This window comes from Pseudoalteromonas rubra (genome assembly GCF_004212645.1).
Taxonomy (GTDB): Bacteria; Pseudomonadota; Gammaproteobacteria; order Enterobacterales; family Alteromonadaceae; genus Pseudoalteromonas; species Pseudoalteromonas rubra_G.
This window is the reverse complement of record NZ_PPUZ01000023.1, coordinates 58,788-75,514: the sequence shown is the minus strand read 5'-3', so window position 1 is coordinate 75,514 and position 16,727 is coordinate 58,788. Positions and strand designations below refer to the sequence as shown.

The 16,727-nt window shown below is 51.2% G+C and carries 13 protein-coding genes and 1 CRISPR repeat array; of the genes, 4 read left to right on the top strand and 9 right to left on the bottom strand.

The genetic code is table 11. From position 1 onward, the window contains the following. Window positions 1-48: 48 nt before the first annotated feature. A complete protein-coding gene (locus C3B51_RS09085) occupies window positions 49-552 on the bottom strand; it encodes a zf-TFIIB domain-containing protein (RefSeq protein WP_125717377.1) in 504 nt (167 codons plus the stop codon). A 95-nt stretch (window positions 553-647) separates the two neighbouring features. Further along, window positions 648-1,727 (bottom strand): EAL domain-containing protein, encoded by a 1,080-nt coding sequence (locus tag C3B51_RS09080; RefSeq protein WP_206076619.1) that lies wholly within the window; start codon window positions 1,725-1,727, stop codon window positions 648-650. Between the two features lie 239 nt (window positions 1,728-1,966). On the opposite strand from C3B51_RS09080, the gene C3B51_RS09075 reads away from it, so the two are divergent. From C3B51_RS09075 to C3B51_RS09065, 3 genes are all read left to right on the top strand, one after another. Beyond that, on the top strand, window positions 1,967-2,560 hold the full coding sequence (locus C3B51_RS09075; protein WP_130244834.1) for a cytochrome b: 594 nt from the start codon (window positions 1,967-1,969) through the stop codon (window positions 2,558-2,560). Between the two features lie 177 nt (window positions 2,561-2,737). Continuing rightward, window positions 2,738-4,246: a hypothetical protein gene (locus C3B51_RS09070; RefSeq protein WP_130244833.1), complete on the top strand. Its 1,509-nt coding sequence runs from the start codon at window positions 2,738-2,740 to the stop codon at window positions 4,244-4,246. 10 nt (window positions 4,247-4,256) lie between these two features. After that, entirely contained in the window at window positions 4,257-4,607 is a 351-nt protein-coding gene (locus tag C3B51_RS09065; protein ID WP_206076617.1) for a hypothetical protein, read from the top strand. Between the two features lie 86 nt (window positions 4,608-4,693). Here the strand turns inward: C3B51_RS09065 and C3B51_RS09060 are convergent, their stop codons facing one another. The 7 genes from C3B51_RS09060 to C3B51_RS09035 form a co-directional block, all read right to left on the bottom strand. Then, window positions 4,694-5,854 carry a trypsin-like serine protease gene (locus C3B51_RS09060; protein WP_240701876.1) on the bottom strand — a complete coding sequence of 387 codons (1,161 nt, stop codon included), beginning with the start codon at window positions 5,852-5,854 and terminating at the stop codon, window positions 4,694-4,696. Continuing rightward, window positions 5,848-6,024 carry a hypothetical protein gene (locus tag C3B51_RS23885; RefSeq protein ID WP_240701875.1) on the bottom strand — a complete coding sequence of 59 codons (177 nt, stop codon included), beginning with the start codon at window positions 6,022-6,024 and terminating at the stop codon, window positions 5,848-5,850. Before C3B51_RS23885 ends, C3B51_RS09060 begins: the two co-directional genes overlap by 7 nt. Before the next feature lie 1,475 nt (window positions 6,025-7,499). After that, window positions 7,500-7,860: direct repeats of the CRISPR family, unit length 32 nt; unit sequence GTCTCAATCCCCTCTCGTACGGGGAGCACAAC. Between the two features lie 338 nt (window positions 7,861-8,198). Next, window positions 8,199-9,527, bottom strand: a complete 1,329-nt coding sequence (locus tag C3B51_RS09055) for a sensor histidine kinase (RefSeq protein WP_130244832.1) — start codon at window positions 9,525-9,527, stop codon at window positions 8,199-8,201. Further along, on the bottom strand, window positions 9,524-10,912 hold the full coding sequence (locus tag C3B51_RS09050) for a sigma-54-dependent transcriptional regulator (RefSeq protein WP_130244831.1): 1,389 nt from the start codon (window positions 10,910-10,912) through the stop codon (window positions 9,524-9,526). The genes C3B51_RS09055 and C3B51_RS09050 overlap by 4 nt, the downstream gene beginning before the upstream one ends. 33 nt (window positions 10,913-10,945) lie before the next feature. Further along, the gene (locus C3B51_RS09045; RefSeq protein ID WP_240701874.1) at window positions 10,946-13,372 is read right to left on the bottom strand and encodes an ABC transporter permease; all 2,427 of its coding nucleotides are present in this window, start codon (window positions 13,370-13,372) and stop codon (window positions 10,946-10,948) included. Further along, window positions 13,369-14,106, bottom strand: a complete 738-nt coding sequence (locus tag C3B51_RS09040; RefSeq protein WP_130244830.1) for an ABC transporter ATP-binding protein — start codon at window positions 14,104-14,106, stop codon at window positions 13,369-13,371. Before C3B51_RS09040 ends, C3B51_RS09045 begins: the two co-directional genes overlap by 4 nt. A 96-nt stretch (window positions 14,107-14,202) precedes the next feature. Then, window positions 14,203-15,459, bottom strand: coding sequence for an efflux RND transporter periplasmic adaptor subunit (locus C3B51_RS09035; protein ID WP_130244829.1), 1,257 nt, complete (start codon window positions 15,457-15,459; stop codon window positions 14,203-14,205). A 744-nt stretch (window positions 15,460-16,203) separates the two neighbouring features. On the opposite strand from C3B51_RS09035, the gene C3B51_RS09030 reads away from it, so the two are divergent. Continuing rightward, window positions 16,204-16,545 (top strand): hypothetical protein, encoded by a 342-nt coding sequence (locus tag C3B51_RS09030; protein ID WP_125717386.1) that lies wholly within the window; start codon window positions 16,204-16,206, stop codon window positions 16,543-16,545. Window positions 16,546-16,727: the final 182 nt, after the last annotated feature.

Sequence of the window (16,727 nt, the reverse complement as noted above, 5' to 3'; positions counted from 1 at the left end):
AGTGAATATATTGCGAGAATTTACCTGCGAGGCAAACGCCCCACAGTTTCAGTCATCACTAAGCACATCTGCAGCTATCGCAAACACTTTTTCTAGGTTACTGCGCTCGCCCGGTTGCGATAATTTATAGTGCCTCGGGCTGTCAATATGAAAGACTTGATGATCTTCAAGCATTTTGATCCGCAACATTTCACGCTCTTTGGCGCTAAGGTGGTTTTCGTGCAGCTTGTCCAGCTCGCCGGTATCAAGCCAGATCCCGCCACAACCCGGGCACTCGTCAATTTCAACGACCCGTAACGGGCTAAAATAACGCCGCATCATAACGATTTGTGGACATTTGGGGCAGTTTACTCGCGCGCTTTCATCACCCAGAGGAGCAGAAAACTGACGCAGGTGTTTTGCCAGCACTTCTGCACGCAGATCAGCCGGGTTGGTAAAGTTGCTCAGCACCTGGTTGTCGAAAAAGACCCCTCCACTGCGCTCGGATATATACACCACAATGCCACCCACTTTGGCTGGCTTCAGCGGGTGTGAGGTTCTGGGACACTGCATGTTAAGACTCCAATCAACTACGCTGGCTAAAATCAGCAGTATACTTTTTGTGCCCTGAATTGGAAAGTACCCGGCTGAGGCCGCTATTTATCTAATCACAGCCCAGCCTCTTTGGGTTTATCAAACAAATACCCCTGCGCATAATCCACACCCAGCTGTTTGGCAATATCCAGCTGCTGGGGCGTTTCTATGCCTTCTGCCAGCACCTTGCCACCATACAAATGTACCGTATCAACCACTTGTCTGATCTCGTCGATGATCTCAGCGCCATAGTCCAGGCGGCTGATAATAGTAATACATAGCTTCACCACATCGGGCTTAACGGTATTGATCAAGGTCAGCTCAAAGAAACCACAGCCAACATCATCGAGCCAGAAGGTATAACCCAGCTGACGCAGCGCTGCCATTTTTGCTTTGACGGGCGCCCAGTCATCCACCGGCAGGTGCTCTGTCAGTTCAATACACAGCAGATGCGCATATGGGTAATTTTGTAGTGTGTCTGATACCTCATTATCAAACAGCAAACCCGGAGAAAGATTGACGGTTAACCTCTGTGCACCATGATGCTCACAATAACGTGCATGGGTGGCCAAATGAGTGCTCAGTGCCAGCTTTTCCATCTCATACTGCTGCCCCTGTGCCATGGCAGCGCCAAAGAGCTTATCCGCTCGGTGCAAAGGCGACGCTTTCGGGCCGCGGATCAAGGCTTCATAACCAAATATACCCTCACTTTGCACCCGCTGAATGGACTGCCAGTAAGGCAGCAGATTTTTGTTGGCAAATACCCGCAGCAGATCCTCTTTACTGTCCGGGTAAAGCGCATTCAGTGCACAGGCCGCATCTGAGCGAATACTCAGCTCCTGCGCGGCTTGCTCAGTCACGGCGGCCGAGCTTACCTGAATTTCCGCCTCATGCACCAGCTGGCAATCTAACTCGCTCAGCAGCTGCTTCGCAACAGCCTGACTCAACGCCTGCTGTGCCTGCGCCGGGGAGGAAAATTGCTCGGTTTCGAACCACAGCTCGCCCAGCTCAAAAATGTCCTGCTGCAAGCCATATTGCGCATTTTGCGACAGTAAAGCCGCTAACGCATGCCATACTTTCTGCGCAGTTGACTGACCAATGCGCTCAATGATGTCGGGCCATCCCGACAAAGACACTAAAGTTAACGTACGCAAGCGACCTCCAGGTATTTGATGCTGCTGTCCGGTTGCAGTATAGCAGGGCAAATGAAAAGCAGCCCTGAGCATTGGGTTTTGCACGCTTTGTACACGCCTGGTTAAAGCCCATAAAACTCAAGGCATTAAAAACAATGTTCTCAAAAACAGAACGCTTTATCCGGATCTTTGTTGCATTCATGCTCACATCAAGCTGCTACCATCGCTGGCAATAACAAGTCTTTATCTGGAGCAAACCTGTGAGCATTAAAAACACGGCACGTGACTACGGCACCATTGCGAAATGGCTACACTGGGGCACCGCCCTGCTGTTTCTGGCCGCCTATGTCAGCGTCTATTACCGTCAGTGGTTTACTGAAGCCAAAACCCCACAAAACTGGACCGCATTGCAGCTCCACTTGTCACTCGGTGTGTCGATTGCCGTGATTGTTGCACTGCGGCTCATCTGGCGCTGGCTGAATACCCAACCCACAGCAGAACCCGGCACCCGCATCGAACATCTGGCGGCGCACCTTGGGCACTACGCCTTGTATGCAGTGATGATCATTGCCCCACTGACGGGCTATATTGGTACGGGCGTAGATACCGAGTTTTTCTTTTTATTCGATATTCCTAAGTTTGAAAGTACCGCGTTATTCACGGCACTTGTCGAGCAAGGCATGGGCCTGTCGTTTGCCGAATTTGAAAAGCCCATCGACTTTATTCATAAGGAGATTCTGGGCGCCTGGCTTATCTGGATACTGATCCTCGGCCATATCGCAGCCGCGCTGTATCATCATCTGGTCAAACGCGACCGGACATTACTGAAAATGACCCACGGTGGTGAGCGTTAAGCTCACCTAAAAACAAAAAACACACTATGTGACGCACATCTTGCCAATACAACAACGGCCATATATTGGATTAAAGTAACCACTCAATTAACAGGTTGCGCATAATTTTGCCATTGTTTTTTCATCTCTAAAACGGGAAAAATCCGCATTACAGGAGAAAATAACCTAAGGAAAACAATGAAAAAGCTACTTCTACCCTGCATCATTGCCGCAACATTTAGTGCGCAAGCCAACGAACAACAACTGCCGCACACCTTCCAGGCAAATACCCCTGCAAAAGCTGCTGAAGTCAATGAAAACTTCAACTACCTGTTACAAGCCATCACCACAACACAAGATGATACCCAGGCCCAGGTAAACACACTCAATGGCACATTGGTGCAACTGACACAAGATATAGAACAGCAGAATCAAACACTGACATCAGCTGGCAACACGCTAACAACGCACGGTACTAATATCAACGCGCTTCAGGCGCTGACCACAGCTCAGTCTGAGCAGCTTACTGAGCTGCAAACCAGAACGGCCAACCACACCGTTTATTATGGCGAGCTGGCCAGTGCATTAGGCGCACAAAGCAGCAGCCTTGATGCACTAAGCAACCAGCTAAATAGCGTACAATCGAGCCTGACATCAGCAAACTCACAGTTAAACTCAGTTCAAGGTACAGTCGGCAACCATAGCGAGTTACTAACGGTTCAGGGAACGTCGATTGCCAACAACGCCAATAGCATCACCCAACTCAATACCCAACTAGGTGACCTGAATACACAAGTGGCCACGGCCGCAAATCAGGTAACGATAAATACCGGGCAAATTAGCCAGCTATCTTTGGAAACGGCGACACAACGAGCTGTACTGACAGACATAGCGAATACAACAACCAGCCACTCAAGCACCTTAACGGCCTTAACGACTGAACAATCCGCGCTGTCAGCTAAGCAGCAAAAACTGGATCAGGACCTGGGCGCTCTGGACACCAGTGTTATGGACCTAAGCAACGCCGTAAACAGCAACACCAGCGCCGTTGCGTCAATGCAAACATCGGTTAATTCGGTGCAAGGGTCAGTCACTCAGCAAGAGAGCAGGCTCAGCGAGCTGGAAAGTGAACGTGTTAAAAAATACATAACGCCAAAAGACGTACATAATCACGATGCTGAATTTGTCTACAACTATCGACCAACGACTCCAGGACAGCAGATTTCACTTCAGGGCCATACCTATCGCATGTACCGCCTCCCAATAATCGATATGGAGACAGGACAGAAATACGCGGTCGATATACCTATGGCAGAACATAGCATATATCGCTCTCAACGTTGGAGTACTAGCCATCAATGCTCAACTTTTATGTATAACCCATCCGTAGAAGTCGGCGCAGGTGCGCTTGCCGTATTCTCGCCTGAACGGAGAGACCAGCGAGAGTATTGGCTGAGTTCAGACAAGTTTTCAACAGAGTATGAAGGCGAGCTACTTGGCCCAACCGTGCACATTAGAATTGGCGAAGCTACCTGTACAACTTTCTATATGCCGCGTACTCAAGATATTGAAGAGGGCGAAACAACAGTGCAAAGTGATGATTATGACCTAACCGACAACATAGATTGGATCACCAAAGGTGACCGACAGGATGAGTTTCCTGACTTGAGCGAGTTGCTGCATTATATCCGTGTTGTTGCGCTATAAGGAAGCTATCATGATGCGTTTTATTTCGATTTTATGCCTGAGCCTGGTGCTGGCAGCCTGCGGTGGCGGCGGAGGGTCCGATAGCCCGTCGTCTGGCAGTGCAGCATCAGGCAACAAAAACTCAGCCGACACAGGTAGCACAGGCAATGATACTGGCGGTGGTGATGCTGACAACGGTAATACTGACAGCGGTAATACTGACAGCGGTAATACTGATGGCGGTGATACTGACGGTGGTGATACTGATGGTGGTGGTACTGGCGGTGGTGATACTGACGGCGGTTCGGGAGACAAAGATACCGTCCCGGCAGAAAAGAGTCAGTGGGAAGCTGCCAGCTGGGACACGCTGGAATGGCAGTAACACGTTTGCCTTAAAAATATGGGCGGATTAACAGCCCATATTTTTGCTAAATCAAAGCAGCCTAGGCTGCTTTTTTATTGTTACGGTTAGCGTGTGCAGCCGCTATCAACGCCAAGCAGCTTCCAGACCCCCCAGGTGCCCGACTCGCTTGGCACATCACCACGCGTCCACCAGCGCGCTTCATACTTAAAACCCTGATAAGTCACCTGATCGGGTGTGTTGTAAATCTTGTTCGCATCCCAGTTGCCAGGGCAGCCGGTATCGCCACCAGACGTAACGGTTGCGGTGGCTTTAGCGCTGTAATTCACCTGGCTTTCTTCCAGCGTAAAGTTCACAGCAACACCGGCTGAGCCGCTGCGGCTGGCACCAAACTCCACACCGACCTGACAGCTCTGATTAGCAGCCAGCGTGCTCGCGCTACACGTATCAACCGGCTTAACCAGACCAGAAGTGACACCACTGGCGGTTACATTTAAGGTCTTAAAGCTAAATGACGTGTTACCTGAGTTAGTGATGGTGAAGGTATGTGCTTTGGTTTCGCCAACCTTAAAGCCGCTCAGTGTATCGTTTTCTTTAAACGACACAGAAACCGGCTCTGCGCCCCCTTTAACGCTGTCTATCCAGCTGCGCAGTGCCGCTACATCTGAGTAAACGCCATATTTGGCAGGACGCGCACATCCAATCCCCCAGCTGACGATCCCCAGCTGCACAACCTGGCCGCCAGAGTTTGCGACGATCGGGCCACCACTGTCGCCGCTGCAAGAGTCTTTCTGACCCTCCGGGTAGCCTGTGCAAAACGCCACGCTGCCCACATTCTGATACGAGCCGCCGGATTGACGACACACCTGATCAGAAACCAGCGGCACGTCTACCTCATATAGGTTCGTCGGGCGGCTGCCGCCTTCGCTCAAGCGGCCAAGGCCCGCCACAGAAATTAAATCGCCAACCCGCACATATTGCTCAACATTGCCCTGTGCCAGCGTAACGCTTGCGCCCTGAGCTGGGGTACGCACTAACTTAAGCAGGGCAATATCATGGTTTAGCGTGCTGCTGCTATATTGTGGATGCACGTATTTCTCGGCCACTGCGATACGGTCGCCATCATTACCACCAAGCACAAAGCCCGCCACCTTAACATTGAGGCCACTTGCCGATCTGCCACTCACACAGTGTGCCGCAGTCAGTACATAACCGTCACCCACGTAGCTGCCACCACAAAATGCCGTGGTGCCATTGGCACTTAAAATTTGCGTATAAAACGGCCAGTCGCCGTATTTGCCGGGTTACCACCGACAATTTCAGGCTCATAGTAATCGCTACCCACCTCGGCAGGCTGCGCCATCAACGCACTACTCGCGCCCAGTGCAAGCAGCACGGACAACGCTGTCATAGAAAGTGTTTTTTTAACCTTTAACATGTGTATACCTTTATTTTTCCTTTATTGGGAACTTAAAAATATAAACACTTAATTTACACTTGTAAATAAAAAACAGTCAGCAATTGCTCATTTTTTTATCATTATTCGGACGAAGTAAGACCGATGATTAAATATCGTCGCAGCTTGCTGAGGTGAGGTCATGGATCCATATGGGTGTGGAAAAGTAGAATAATGCAGGAGCAATTATCGAGATGAGCGATGGGCGAAACAAGACCGACGATTAATTATCGTCGCAGCTTGCTGAGGTGAGGTCACGGACCCACACGGATGTGGGAAAGTAGAATAATGCAGGAGCAATTATCGAGATGACCGATGGGCGAAGCAAGACCGACGATTAATTATCGTCGCAGCTTGCTGAGGTGAGGTCACGGATGACCGATGAGCGCAGCTACACGGATGTATTCCAGCTCGGTGCTTATTGTTGCTTCGTACGATCCCCTCTTGTGCGGGGAGCACAACTTGGCTGTTTAACAATGCCTATGTATGCGAGCTGTCTCAATCCCCTCTCACGCGGGGAGCGCAGCCGCTGGTTAAGACTGACATTAATTATGCTGTTACGTCTCAGTCCCCTCTCGTACGGGGAGCACAACCACGCATCACTATGGAACCGTACGTTCCTAAACCGTCTCAATCCCCTCTCACGCGGGGAGCGCTGCAGACATTGTTGGAAACGCGTTCGAGACCAATAAAGTCTCAATCCCCTCTCACGCGGGGAGCACAGCCGTTACAAGTATCAAGAGACAAATAGAGCGAAAAGTCTCAATCCCCTCTCATGCGGGGAGCGCAACAAATTATTTCAACAATGTGCTTTGGATTCATCCATGAAGCGCTAAGTAGCGCGTTCGCCAGAATCGGCATCCATTGCCTGTTTTACTGATTTGCTGTCCATGCAAATCACCAAAACCGGCTTTCGGCTTCCCGCCTACAGTGTTCAAAGTCATTTAAGCGTTGCTTAAACAGCATGACTTTTCACCGTTCACGCCTGAAAAAGCGGCGCTTTTTCCGAGCGGCGTTCACCCTCTCACGCGGGGAGCACGGCTACTTATTTCAACAATGTGCTTTGGATTCATCCATGAAGCGCCAAGTAGCGCGTTCGCCAGAATCGGCATCCATTGCCTGTTTTACTGATTTGCTGTCCATGCAAATCACCAAAACCGGCTTTCGGCTTCCTGCCTACAGTGTTCTAAGTCATTTAAGCGTTGCTTAAACAGCATGACTTTTCACCATTCACGCCTGAAAAAGCGGTGCTTTTTCCGAGCGGCGTTCCCCCTCTCACGCGGGGAGCACAGCAGGGCAGATCGCATACACGGGATATGAAGACCTCGTCTCAATCCCCTCTCGTACGGGGAGCGCAGCTGACGTACCTTTCTGCCCTGAATGTGGCAAAGATGTCTCAATCCCCTCTCTACGGGGAGCGCAGCGTGGAAAGCATGGCCTTGTAAGGCTAAGCGACCTGTCTCAATCCCCTCTCGTACGGGGAGCACAACTTTGTAAGGTTAGGGAGTTAATTATGATACACGGTCTCAATCCCCTCTCGTACGGGGAGCACAACAGAATGCCGCGAACTCATGATCTACAAAGACAAAGTCTCAATCCCCTCTCGTACGGGGAGCACAACCCATATTGGTAAAACGCAGCTCAAGTGGGATGATGTCTCAATCCCCTCTCGTACGGGGAGCACAACACATTATCGACGTCGATAACAGCGGCGTTTGGGTGTCTCAATCCCCTCTCGTACGGGGAGCACAACAAAAATATCTACACTCAATGGCAGGCAATGGATGTCTCAATCCCCTCTCGTACGGGGAGCACAACGTCCTGCTTTAAACCCCGCATTATACAAGGCCAAAATCGGCTTTTTGCGCTAACCTAGGTCAAAATTGCCAAACGCAACTGAATTTTGTGTAACAAGATTACACAATACCATAATAAACATCAACATACAGAAGCGCTAACCTCCCGGGGTTTTTATGAGAACCAGGGGTTAGCGCAAATAACATGATTGACTGGGAAAATTGGCCTCAGGCACACAATGACAAAGCACAGTACAGCAGGGGCAGAGCCCTAAAGTCAAACGCCCACTCCGTCGTCTTACCGACAATCACGATTCTCAATAAGCAGATTATATATCTGTGCCAGAGTTCTACCCAGCTTCAATGTTCATAATACGGAAAAAACAACCGTACCCGCGCGCCCTGCCCGTCAGGGTTATTGTCGAGTTTAATGCTGCCGCCGTGTGCGAACATGATCTGCCGGCACAGGGCAAGGCCAATGCCGCTGCCTTGTGCTTTGGTGGTGTAAAAGGGCACAAACACATTGTCGGGGTTTGCTATCCCGCTGCCGTTATCCGCCATGGTCAGCACCAGCTGACCGAGCGAAGTTGCAGAAGATAAAGTGATTTCAACGCGCTGGCCACTCGGTACAGCCTCCTGCGCATTCTTGGTGAGGTTCAGCAATACTTGCTCCAGCTGCTGTTGATCAGCCAATACGGCAACAGACTCGTCCAGTGCAAACTGCCAGTGTATTTCGGGATAAAGCGTTTTCAGTGTACGACTAACAAATCCCAGTTTGAGCGGGGTTTTGTTGGGCTGAGGTAAGTGAGTGAGGCGAGTATAGCCTTCTAAAAAGCGGCTCAGCGACCCGGCGCGTTCACTGATAATGCCTACGCCCTGGCGCAGGCTGTCGGTTGAGGGCTGGTTATCTGGCTGTGCCAGGCGCTTGTTAAGCTGCTGCGCTATGGTACTGATGGGGGTGAGCGAATTATTTACTTCGTGACTCAATACCCGCAGCAGACCCTGCCAGGCCGTGCGCTCTTTTTCCATCAGCAAACGCTCAGCATTGCTGATAATTAAAAACTGCTGTGTTTTGCCCTCGCTGATAAAGCGCTCCCGTAATACCAGATACTCGCCACTGATCTGGCCATCGTCCAGCATCACAATTTTGCTGTCAGACTCGAGCAGTTGCCGACCCACCTCGTAGCTTTCAAGCGCCAATGGCTGCGCTGCACTGGGCGTGCTTTTGAGCAGCACCGTTTGGGCGGGCTGATTGGCCATGATCACCCGCGCCTGGTCATCCAGCACCAGCACCATGGCGTCCATCTGATCAATGAACTTATTGAGCATCAGGCGCGATTCTACCGCCTGAGTTTTATGATGACCGAGGCTCTCAGCCAGCAGGTTAACCTGGCTGAGTAAATCAGACATGGCCTGATCGCCGCTCACCCGCCCGCGCAGCGAATAATCTCCCATTGTCATTGCTTCAATCAGGTTTGTTAAAGTGCGCAGCTGATGGGCCACCAGAGTCTTGCTGGCCACCACCAAACAGCTCAGCAGCAGGGCAAACACAGTGGCGATAAAGATCACCAGATAACCGTTCCAGTTGGCCAGATACAAACCGGCAACCATCAGCAGATAACAGGGCAGACAGATCGCTATGATCAGCTGTTGCAGTTTGGTCAGGGCAAACCCTGAAAGCGTGCTCATTCGTGTTCAGCCAGACCAAACTTGGCCAGTCTGCGATAATACCCACTGCGGCTGAGCCCCAGTGAACGAGCGGTTTCGCTGGCATTGCCCTGATGATGGCGCAGTCTATGGCGCAGCACCGCCTGCTCGATTTCATCGAGCGTCAGGTTAGGATCATCGATGTTGGCTACTACCTCTTCCCCGCTTGTAATGGCCAGATCATCCGGTGTGATTTGCGCTGCACGACACACAAACAGCGCCCGTTCCAGCACATGGCGCAACTCGCGAATATTGCCCGGCCAGTCGTAATGGCGCAGCGCAACCTGAGCGGCCTCACTCAGTTGTGGCACAGGTTTGTTGTACTTTGCTGCGAACTGCCGCAAAAAGTGCTCCGTCAGTGGGGTTATGTCTTCTACTCTTTCTCTGAGTGAGGGCACTCTGAGCTCCACGGTGTTCAGCCGGTAGTACAGATCCTGGCGAAACGTGCCCGCCTGGATCTGCGCCGGTAAATCACCATTGGTGGCCGAGATCACCCGCACATCAGCCACCTGCGACTGACTGCTGCCCACGGCCTCAAACTTACGCTCTTCCAGCACACTTAACAGCTTGGCCTGTTGCGACAACGGAATATTGGCTATCTCGTCCAGAAATAGGGTGCCGTGGCGGGCCATTTCAAAGCGCCCGGCTCTGGCGGCCTTGGCATCGGTAAACGCCCCTCTGACATGGCCGAACATTTCACTCTCGAACAGGTTTTCGACAATTGCGCCCATGTTGGCCGTTACAAAAGGCTGCTCAGCACGTGCCGAACAGCGGTGGACATAGGCCGCCAGCATGCTCTTACCCGTGCCGTTATCGCCGGTGAGTAAAATACTCATATCACTTTGCGCCAGCTGCTCAAGCTGAGTCAGCAACTGCTGCATTGGCTGAGAACAGGCGACAATGTCACTGCGCAGTTGCGGGTGCGCCGCTTGTTGTAACAACTGGTTTTGTTGTTTAAGCCGCTCATTCAGCCCCTGTGATTGGGCAAGCGTGATGTGTGTCTGCAATGTGTGCAGCAAACGCTCGTTATCCCAGGGTTTTTGCACAAAATCCTGAGCACCACTGCGCATGGCATCTACCGCCAGCTCAATCGTTGCCCAGCCAGTCATCATGACGATTGGCAAATGGCTGTCGAGCTGCCTGAGCTCGGTGATAAGCGCAAGTCCTTCTTGCCCTGAGGTGGTGTCCTTAGCAAAGTTCATGTCCAGCAAAGCGCAGTCAAACGACTGCACTTTGACTTTTTCCAGCGCGGCCTGAGCCGTGGTAACACAACTCACCTCATAGCCTTCGTCCTGCAACAAAAAAGATAAACCAGCAATGACGTTCATATCGTCATCGGCTATCAGAATATGTCGTTTTGTGCTCATGCCGACTTTTATATTTCCTTCATTGTTAAAGGGTTATTCATAACGCAGCGCTGCCACGGGTTCAAGTCTAATCGCCCGTTTGATGGGGATATACACCGCCAGCAACACCACACCCGCGAGTGCCACACTCACCGCCACCGCCATCGCAAAATAGGCACCAACCGGGAATAAGCCCTCGGTAAACTGCTGAAAGCCCATTGCCAGCAGTGCAAACAGGAGCAACGCCAGGCCAAGACCAATCGCCAGCTGAACCGCGCCCTGACGCATAAACAACCGAACAATGGTGCTGTCTCGCGCCCCCACAGCACGGCGAATGCCAATTTCGTGGGTACGTTGTGCCACGGCATTGGCCGTCAGGCCATAAATGCCAATCACCGCAAGCACCAGGGCAAAAGCGCCGGTTGCAAACGTCAAATTTGAAATAAACTTCATTGACTCGCGCATTTTATCGCGGTTTTTAATGGCCGGCATAACCGTTTGTACGATCTCCAGGTTAGGCGCAACTTTGTACATCGCCTGATAAAAGATCTCATCGGCATTGCGCGTACCGGGCAAAATACGATACGACAGCTTTTGCAGGGTTTGCACAAACTGACTGCCGCTGATGTAAATTTCATCGGCCGAGTCGAGTTTACCAAACAGAGATTTCGGGTTCATCAGGTTAGAGACCACGCCCACCACAAACACTTGCTGCTTTTTACCCTCCAGTTCCATGGTAAAGTGTTGCTCCAGCGCCGATTGCCCCGGCCAGTAGCGCTTGGCCATAGACTCACTGATGATCACCACCTTGCGCTTATCCGTGGTATCGCCCGAATTAAACAAACGCCCCTCGAGCAATTGTACGCCGGTGGCCTGAAAATCTCCCAGCATAGAAATGGTATCTATGTCGGTGCCCTTTTGCTCGTCGCTATAGGCTTTATCGGCAAAATACACAACACGTGGGCCCAACCACTGTGCCACCGATACGTGTGTCACCGCATTGTGATTTTGCACCGCATTCATCAGCGCATAGGTCAGGTTCAGGCGCTGTTGTGCGCTGGGGTAGTCGTGCTCTGGAGTACTGTAGCGGGTACTCATCACGTTCTGATAATCATCGCCCAGGTCAAGGTTAACAAACTTATTGGCGATAAGCGCTGATACGGAGCCGATCAGCATTAATATGGCCACTAAAAAGACCTGAGTGGTTACCAGGATACGAGACAAGCGACCGGCTTTGCGACTTTGCGCGCCTCGGGTGCCATCTCTGAGCGTGGCATTGATATCCTGACGGGTACTGCGCCAGGCGGGTAAAAAGACCGCCAAAAACACCGTGCTCAGCATATACGCCAGCGCCATCAACAGCGTTGCGCCATCCAGCCCATATTGCCACCAGAACAGTCCGGCGCCGGGCAACCAAGAGCGCAGCGCAACGTTAACATAATCCAGCACAGCACCGACCAGGCAGACACTCAAAAAAGTGCCCAGCAGGGTGATCAACACGCCTTCCCACATCAGCTGGCCGATAAGGCGTCGTGAGCTTGCGCCCAGCGCGTTGCGAATGGTGGTTTCTTTTTGCTTTTCAAGTATTCTGGCCAGCAGCAGATTGCCCACGTTGATACAGGCCAGCAGTAGCACCACCCACGAAACCGCGCTCAGAAAGAAAAACACCGTAGCGCCTTCTCCGCCGGTTTGGGCCATCTGAAAGGTAAGAATACGGGCCTGCTTTTGTACCGGCTCCATGCCATAATGCTGCTGATTTTGCTGTTGCAAGGTGTGCAGGATTTGCGTTATCTCGCGCTCTGCCACCGCAATGTCAACGTCCTCCTTGAGGCGAATATAAGCGTTAAACTGCTCGCTCACAGGTGCCTGGGCGTCGAACACTTTGTCTGGCAGCGGCAACCAGATCCGCGCAATATGCGGAAAACGATAGCCGCTTGGCATTATCCCAACCACCTCGGTTTGCACGCCATTAAGCTCAATGGCCTGACCCAGCAATTGCGGGTCGCGGTTAAACTCATCGTCCCAGATCTCTTCACTCAGCACCGCTACGGCTGGTGCGCCTGGCTGGCAGTCTTGTGCATTCAGAGTTCGCCCTGCCAGCACTTTAGTGCGGCTGAATTCAAAAAATCCGCCCTGCACCGAGGCACCAAAAAAGTTGCGGCCCGCATCACCTTTGCTCAAACGCACGTCCTGATCACGAAAAATACCTATCTCAGCGAAGCTGTTGGCACTTTGCGTGATGGCCTGAAACTCCCAGGCCGTGGGCATATCAAACTCGCCGTCGTTATACACCACCAGGCGCTTTGCTGTTGCACCATCCGGTAAAGGCAGTGGCTTGTAGATAGTGGTATACAAAAACGAAAACGTGAACAGAGCTATCGACAGACCACCTAACAGCACGCCCAGCGTCATCGCACTAAAGCGGGGCGACTGATAGAGCTGTCGCAGCGCGTATTTAAGATCCAGCAACAAGGCCATCATAGTGCCTCCAGATCCAACGTGTTATTTGTCATCAGCTGTGGCGTGTTTGAATTGCGGGTATCCCCCACCAGGCGACCGTCAAACATTTCCAGGCTGCGCTGTGCCCGCTGTGCCGATGCCGGGTCGTGGGTGACCATACAAATAGTGGCACCTTCTTGATGCAGCTTGTCGAACAATTCCAGCACCGCTGTAGCGTTTCTGGAATCCAGGTTACCCGTGGGCTCATCGGCCAGGATAATGGCAGGGTCGTTCACCAGCGCCCTGGCAACCGCAACACGTTGCTGCTGACCACCGGACAACTGGGATGGAAAATGCGCAGTGCGATGGCTCATCTCTACTTTTTCAAGCACTTCCTGCGCCTTGGCCAGCATGGTTTTGCGATTCACTCCGCTCTGGTAGCTTAAAGGCAGCATGACGTTTTCTGCCACGGTAAGGTCAGAAATGAGATTGAACGACTGAAACACAAAGCCAATTTGCTTACTTCGGATGGCTGCACGCTCATCGCGCGACAGACTGGATACATCCTGGTTGCTCAATATATAGCGTCCCTGTGTGGGAGAATCCAGCAAGCCCAGCAAAGACAACAGGGTTGACTTACCGCACCCGGATTGCCCGGTCAGGGACACATATTCCCCCTCTGTGATACTCAGGGTGACCCCGTGCAACGCCTGGGTTTCTATTTCATCGGTGTAAAAACTTTTACTGATTTCTTCTAATCTTATGAGTGCGCTCATGCATGACTCCATTTCAGAGCCAACAGGGTGCAGCAAACCACCTCTGTTGGCAAGGTTAAGGCGTTACGGCCAGCTTGTTTCTTTACTAGAAACGCATTAATTCAGTTTGATTTCGGCATGATCCTGCCAGTCGCTGCTGTCGGATATGATCACTTCATCTCCAACGCTCAGCCCAGAGACTATCTGCACCCGGTTAACAGACACCTGGCCCAGCGCCACCGCCGTTTTATGGGCAAAACGCCCTGCTTCATCGAGCTTATAAAGCTGGATCTGAGTGGATTTGGGGGCGTAGGTTGGACGCCGGACATACAAAGTGTTGCTCAGGTGGCTGATCTGAACCTGAGCGTCTACGGTCAACTCAGGGCGGGCATCTGCGGGCAGGCTTGCGGGTAACGCAACATCAACCAGCACCATGCCGTTTTCTACCGCCGGATCAATGCGCGCAACCGTGCCGGTTATCTCGTTGTTGCGGGTGTCCAGCGTCACGCTCTGGCCAATCTGAATATCCTGAACTCTGACTTCCGGCACTTGCAGCTCGGCATATAAGTTTTGCTGGGATGCCAGCAGCGCAATGCTGCCACCCAGGCTGACCTGCTCACCCAGCTCCAGCGAAATTTGCTGCACTACGCCCGCTTTGTCGGCGCGTACCTGCAAAGCATCAACCTGTTCCTGCATCCGCCTGAGGTTGTTCTCTAAAAGACCAGAGCGGGCGGTTTGTGCCGCTTTGGTTGCCGCTATTTCGGCGCGCATCTTGAGTGCTTTTTGCCTGGCCGCCTGCCACCTTTGCTGCTCGCGTTTTACCGCCAGCTGACTTTTTTGGTAATCAAGCTGCGATACCGTGGCATTGCCCTGTTCGATTAACAGGGTTTCGGCGTCAAGCTTCAGCTTTTCGGCCTGATGACCCAGCTCTGCCGAGACCACCTGGTTGTCGAGCTCGACCAGTTGAGATTCCAGCGCAACAATGGTGGCGTTATTCTCGGCCCTGGCCGCTTCGAGTTCCCAGCGTGCCTGCTCAAGCTCACGTTGCAACTGCGGATTAGATAGCTTGAGTAGCAACTGCCCCACCGTGACCTCGGCACCCGCTTTAACCAGCACCTGTTCAACCCGACCCGATACCTGTGCCGCCACCCAGCGGATCTCAGCGGGCTTTAGCACCCCGGTGGCCCGAACATTCACCTGAAAATCGCCCTGCTCCACTTTGGCCGTGACAACCGTTTCCCTGTCAACAAAGTAAGACGCATCACCGGTAAAGCGCTGCACGGCATAATAACCCAATGCCAGCACCACAACCGGCAGCACGTAACTCAGTTTTTTCCACCGTGCAGGCTGTTTAAGCTCTCTTTGTATATCCATCTACTTTTCTCTTCTGTTATGGATCGGTTTGCAGAAGGTGTTACAAGGGGTATGCCAGAGTTGAACCAAGACTATTGCATTGTTTTTATTTGATTTTATTTTCTATCTTGAAAAATAGCAGAAGCAGGTGTGCCGATACTGGCACAGGTGAAACAGACAGGTGTGTCGAAATTGAGACAGGTTCTTGAGTGTGCATAAAAGGCAAATCAGCACCGGCAACGTAATCTTATACCAATTTGCTTAATTAAGTGTTCCATTTTGAGGCGAGAAAATATGGTCGATAACAAGGCAAAAATTTGCGAACTCATACCTTAGGTAAAGGTTCTAAATGAAAGATTTTTAACACAGTTAGCGTCATATTTGCTCCTTCAAATTGACCAGGTATTAAGTAAAATTGGTATTAAGCCAGGTAAGGCCATTAAAGAGCCTCCGGGCTTTGATCCTTACACTTTGCGGTCGATTAAGTGGCTGTCAGTTGTTTTCATTTTGTAAAAAAGCGGGGGGATGTCCTGAGCCGTTTTCCAGTTTCATCTATATTCCTTATAAATCAGTGGAGACTCTCCTCATGTCGGCGTCAAACAGGAATGCTTTAGCGGCAGTTAATGATTTGAGTGGGCTTATTGGATGGAGATCCACAGGAAATCTATGCTCGGCTTAACATCGGTGAGGCGTCTATATGAGTGTTTTTCCCTGTATGTTGATATATGATTGTAACGGGTGTGAAGATCTTCATTGGGATTTCAAATGATAGCAAAAATAGCTTTACCTTTAATTTTTTTATCATCAAGCGCGTTTGCAGGAAGTTCCACGTTTAAAGGGACAATCAACTCTATCGTATGTCATGCAGATAATATATCGCCAGTCTGCCATGTTAAAGTCAATGGTACTCCGGCAAATTTAGGTTGTGGGACTTCAAATTGGCACTACACATTTGACGCCACCACTACAGAGGGACAAAACTTCTTGTCTATTCTTCTAGCCGCTCAATTATCAGGTAAAACCATTAGTGTTGCTGGGCAAGGTACGTGTAACTTATCTGGAGGTAGTGCTGATTTAAGGCATGTGATTATTACCACAGAAAATTGACACTGACGTGGCGTCAAAGAATTTCAAAAACCTAATAGGTTGCATGACCCCAAAGTGCTCTACTGGACAGCACTCATATCAGGCTTGAATACACGCGAGGCTTTCTTCACCGTTCCGCCTCTCTAAACGCCTTGTGCCTGAAAACTGGCTCAAACTCATCACACGATTAACCAAAAAGGCGC

Bases quoted from the DNA above. Each gene is read 5' to 3' on its own strand.
- C3B51_RS09085 (WP_125717377.1), bottom strand. From the start codon at position 552: ATGCAGTGTCCCAGAACCTCACACCCGCTGAAGCCAGCCAAAGTGGGT.
- C3B51_RS09070 (WP_130244833.1), top strand. From the start codon at position 2,738: ATGAAAAAGCTACTTCTACCCTGCATCATTGCCGCAACATTTAGTGCG.
- C3B51_RS09065 (WP_206076617.1), top strand. From the start codon at position 4,257: ATGATGCGTTTTATTTCGATTTTATGCCTGAGCCTGGTGCTGGCAGCC.
- C3B51_RS23885 (WP_240701875.1), bottom strand. From the start codon at position 6,024: ATGTTAAAGGTTAAAAAAACACTTTCTATGACAGCGTTGTCCGTGCTG.
- C3B51_RS09055 (WP_130244832.1), bottom strand. From the start codon at position 9,527: ATGAGCACGCTTTCAGGGTTTGCCCTGACCAAACTGCAACAGCTGATC.
- C3B51_RS09050 (WP_130244831.1), bottom strand. From the start codon at position 10,912: ATGAGCACAAAACGACATATTCTGATAGCCGATGACGATATGAACGTC.
- C3B51_RS09045 (WP_240701874.1), bottom strand. From the start codon at position 13,372: ATGATGGCCTTGTTGCTGGATCTTAAATACGCGCTGCGACAGCTCTAT.
- C3B51_RS09040 (WP_130244830.1), bottom strand. From the start codon at position 14,106: ATGAGCGCACTCATAAGATTAGAAGAAATCAGTAAAAGTTTTTACACC.
- C3B51_RS09035 (WP_130244829.1), bottom strand. From the start codon at position 15,459: ATGGATATACAAAGAGAGCTTAAACAGCCTGCACGGTGGAAAAAACTG.
- C3B51_RS09030 (WP_125717386.1), top strand. From the start codon at position 16,204: ATGATAGCAAAAATAGCTTTACCTTTAATTTTTTTATCATCAAGCGCG.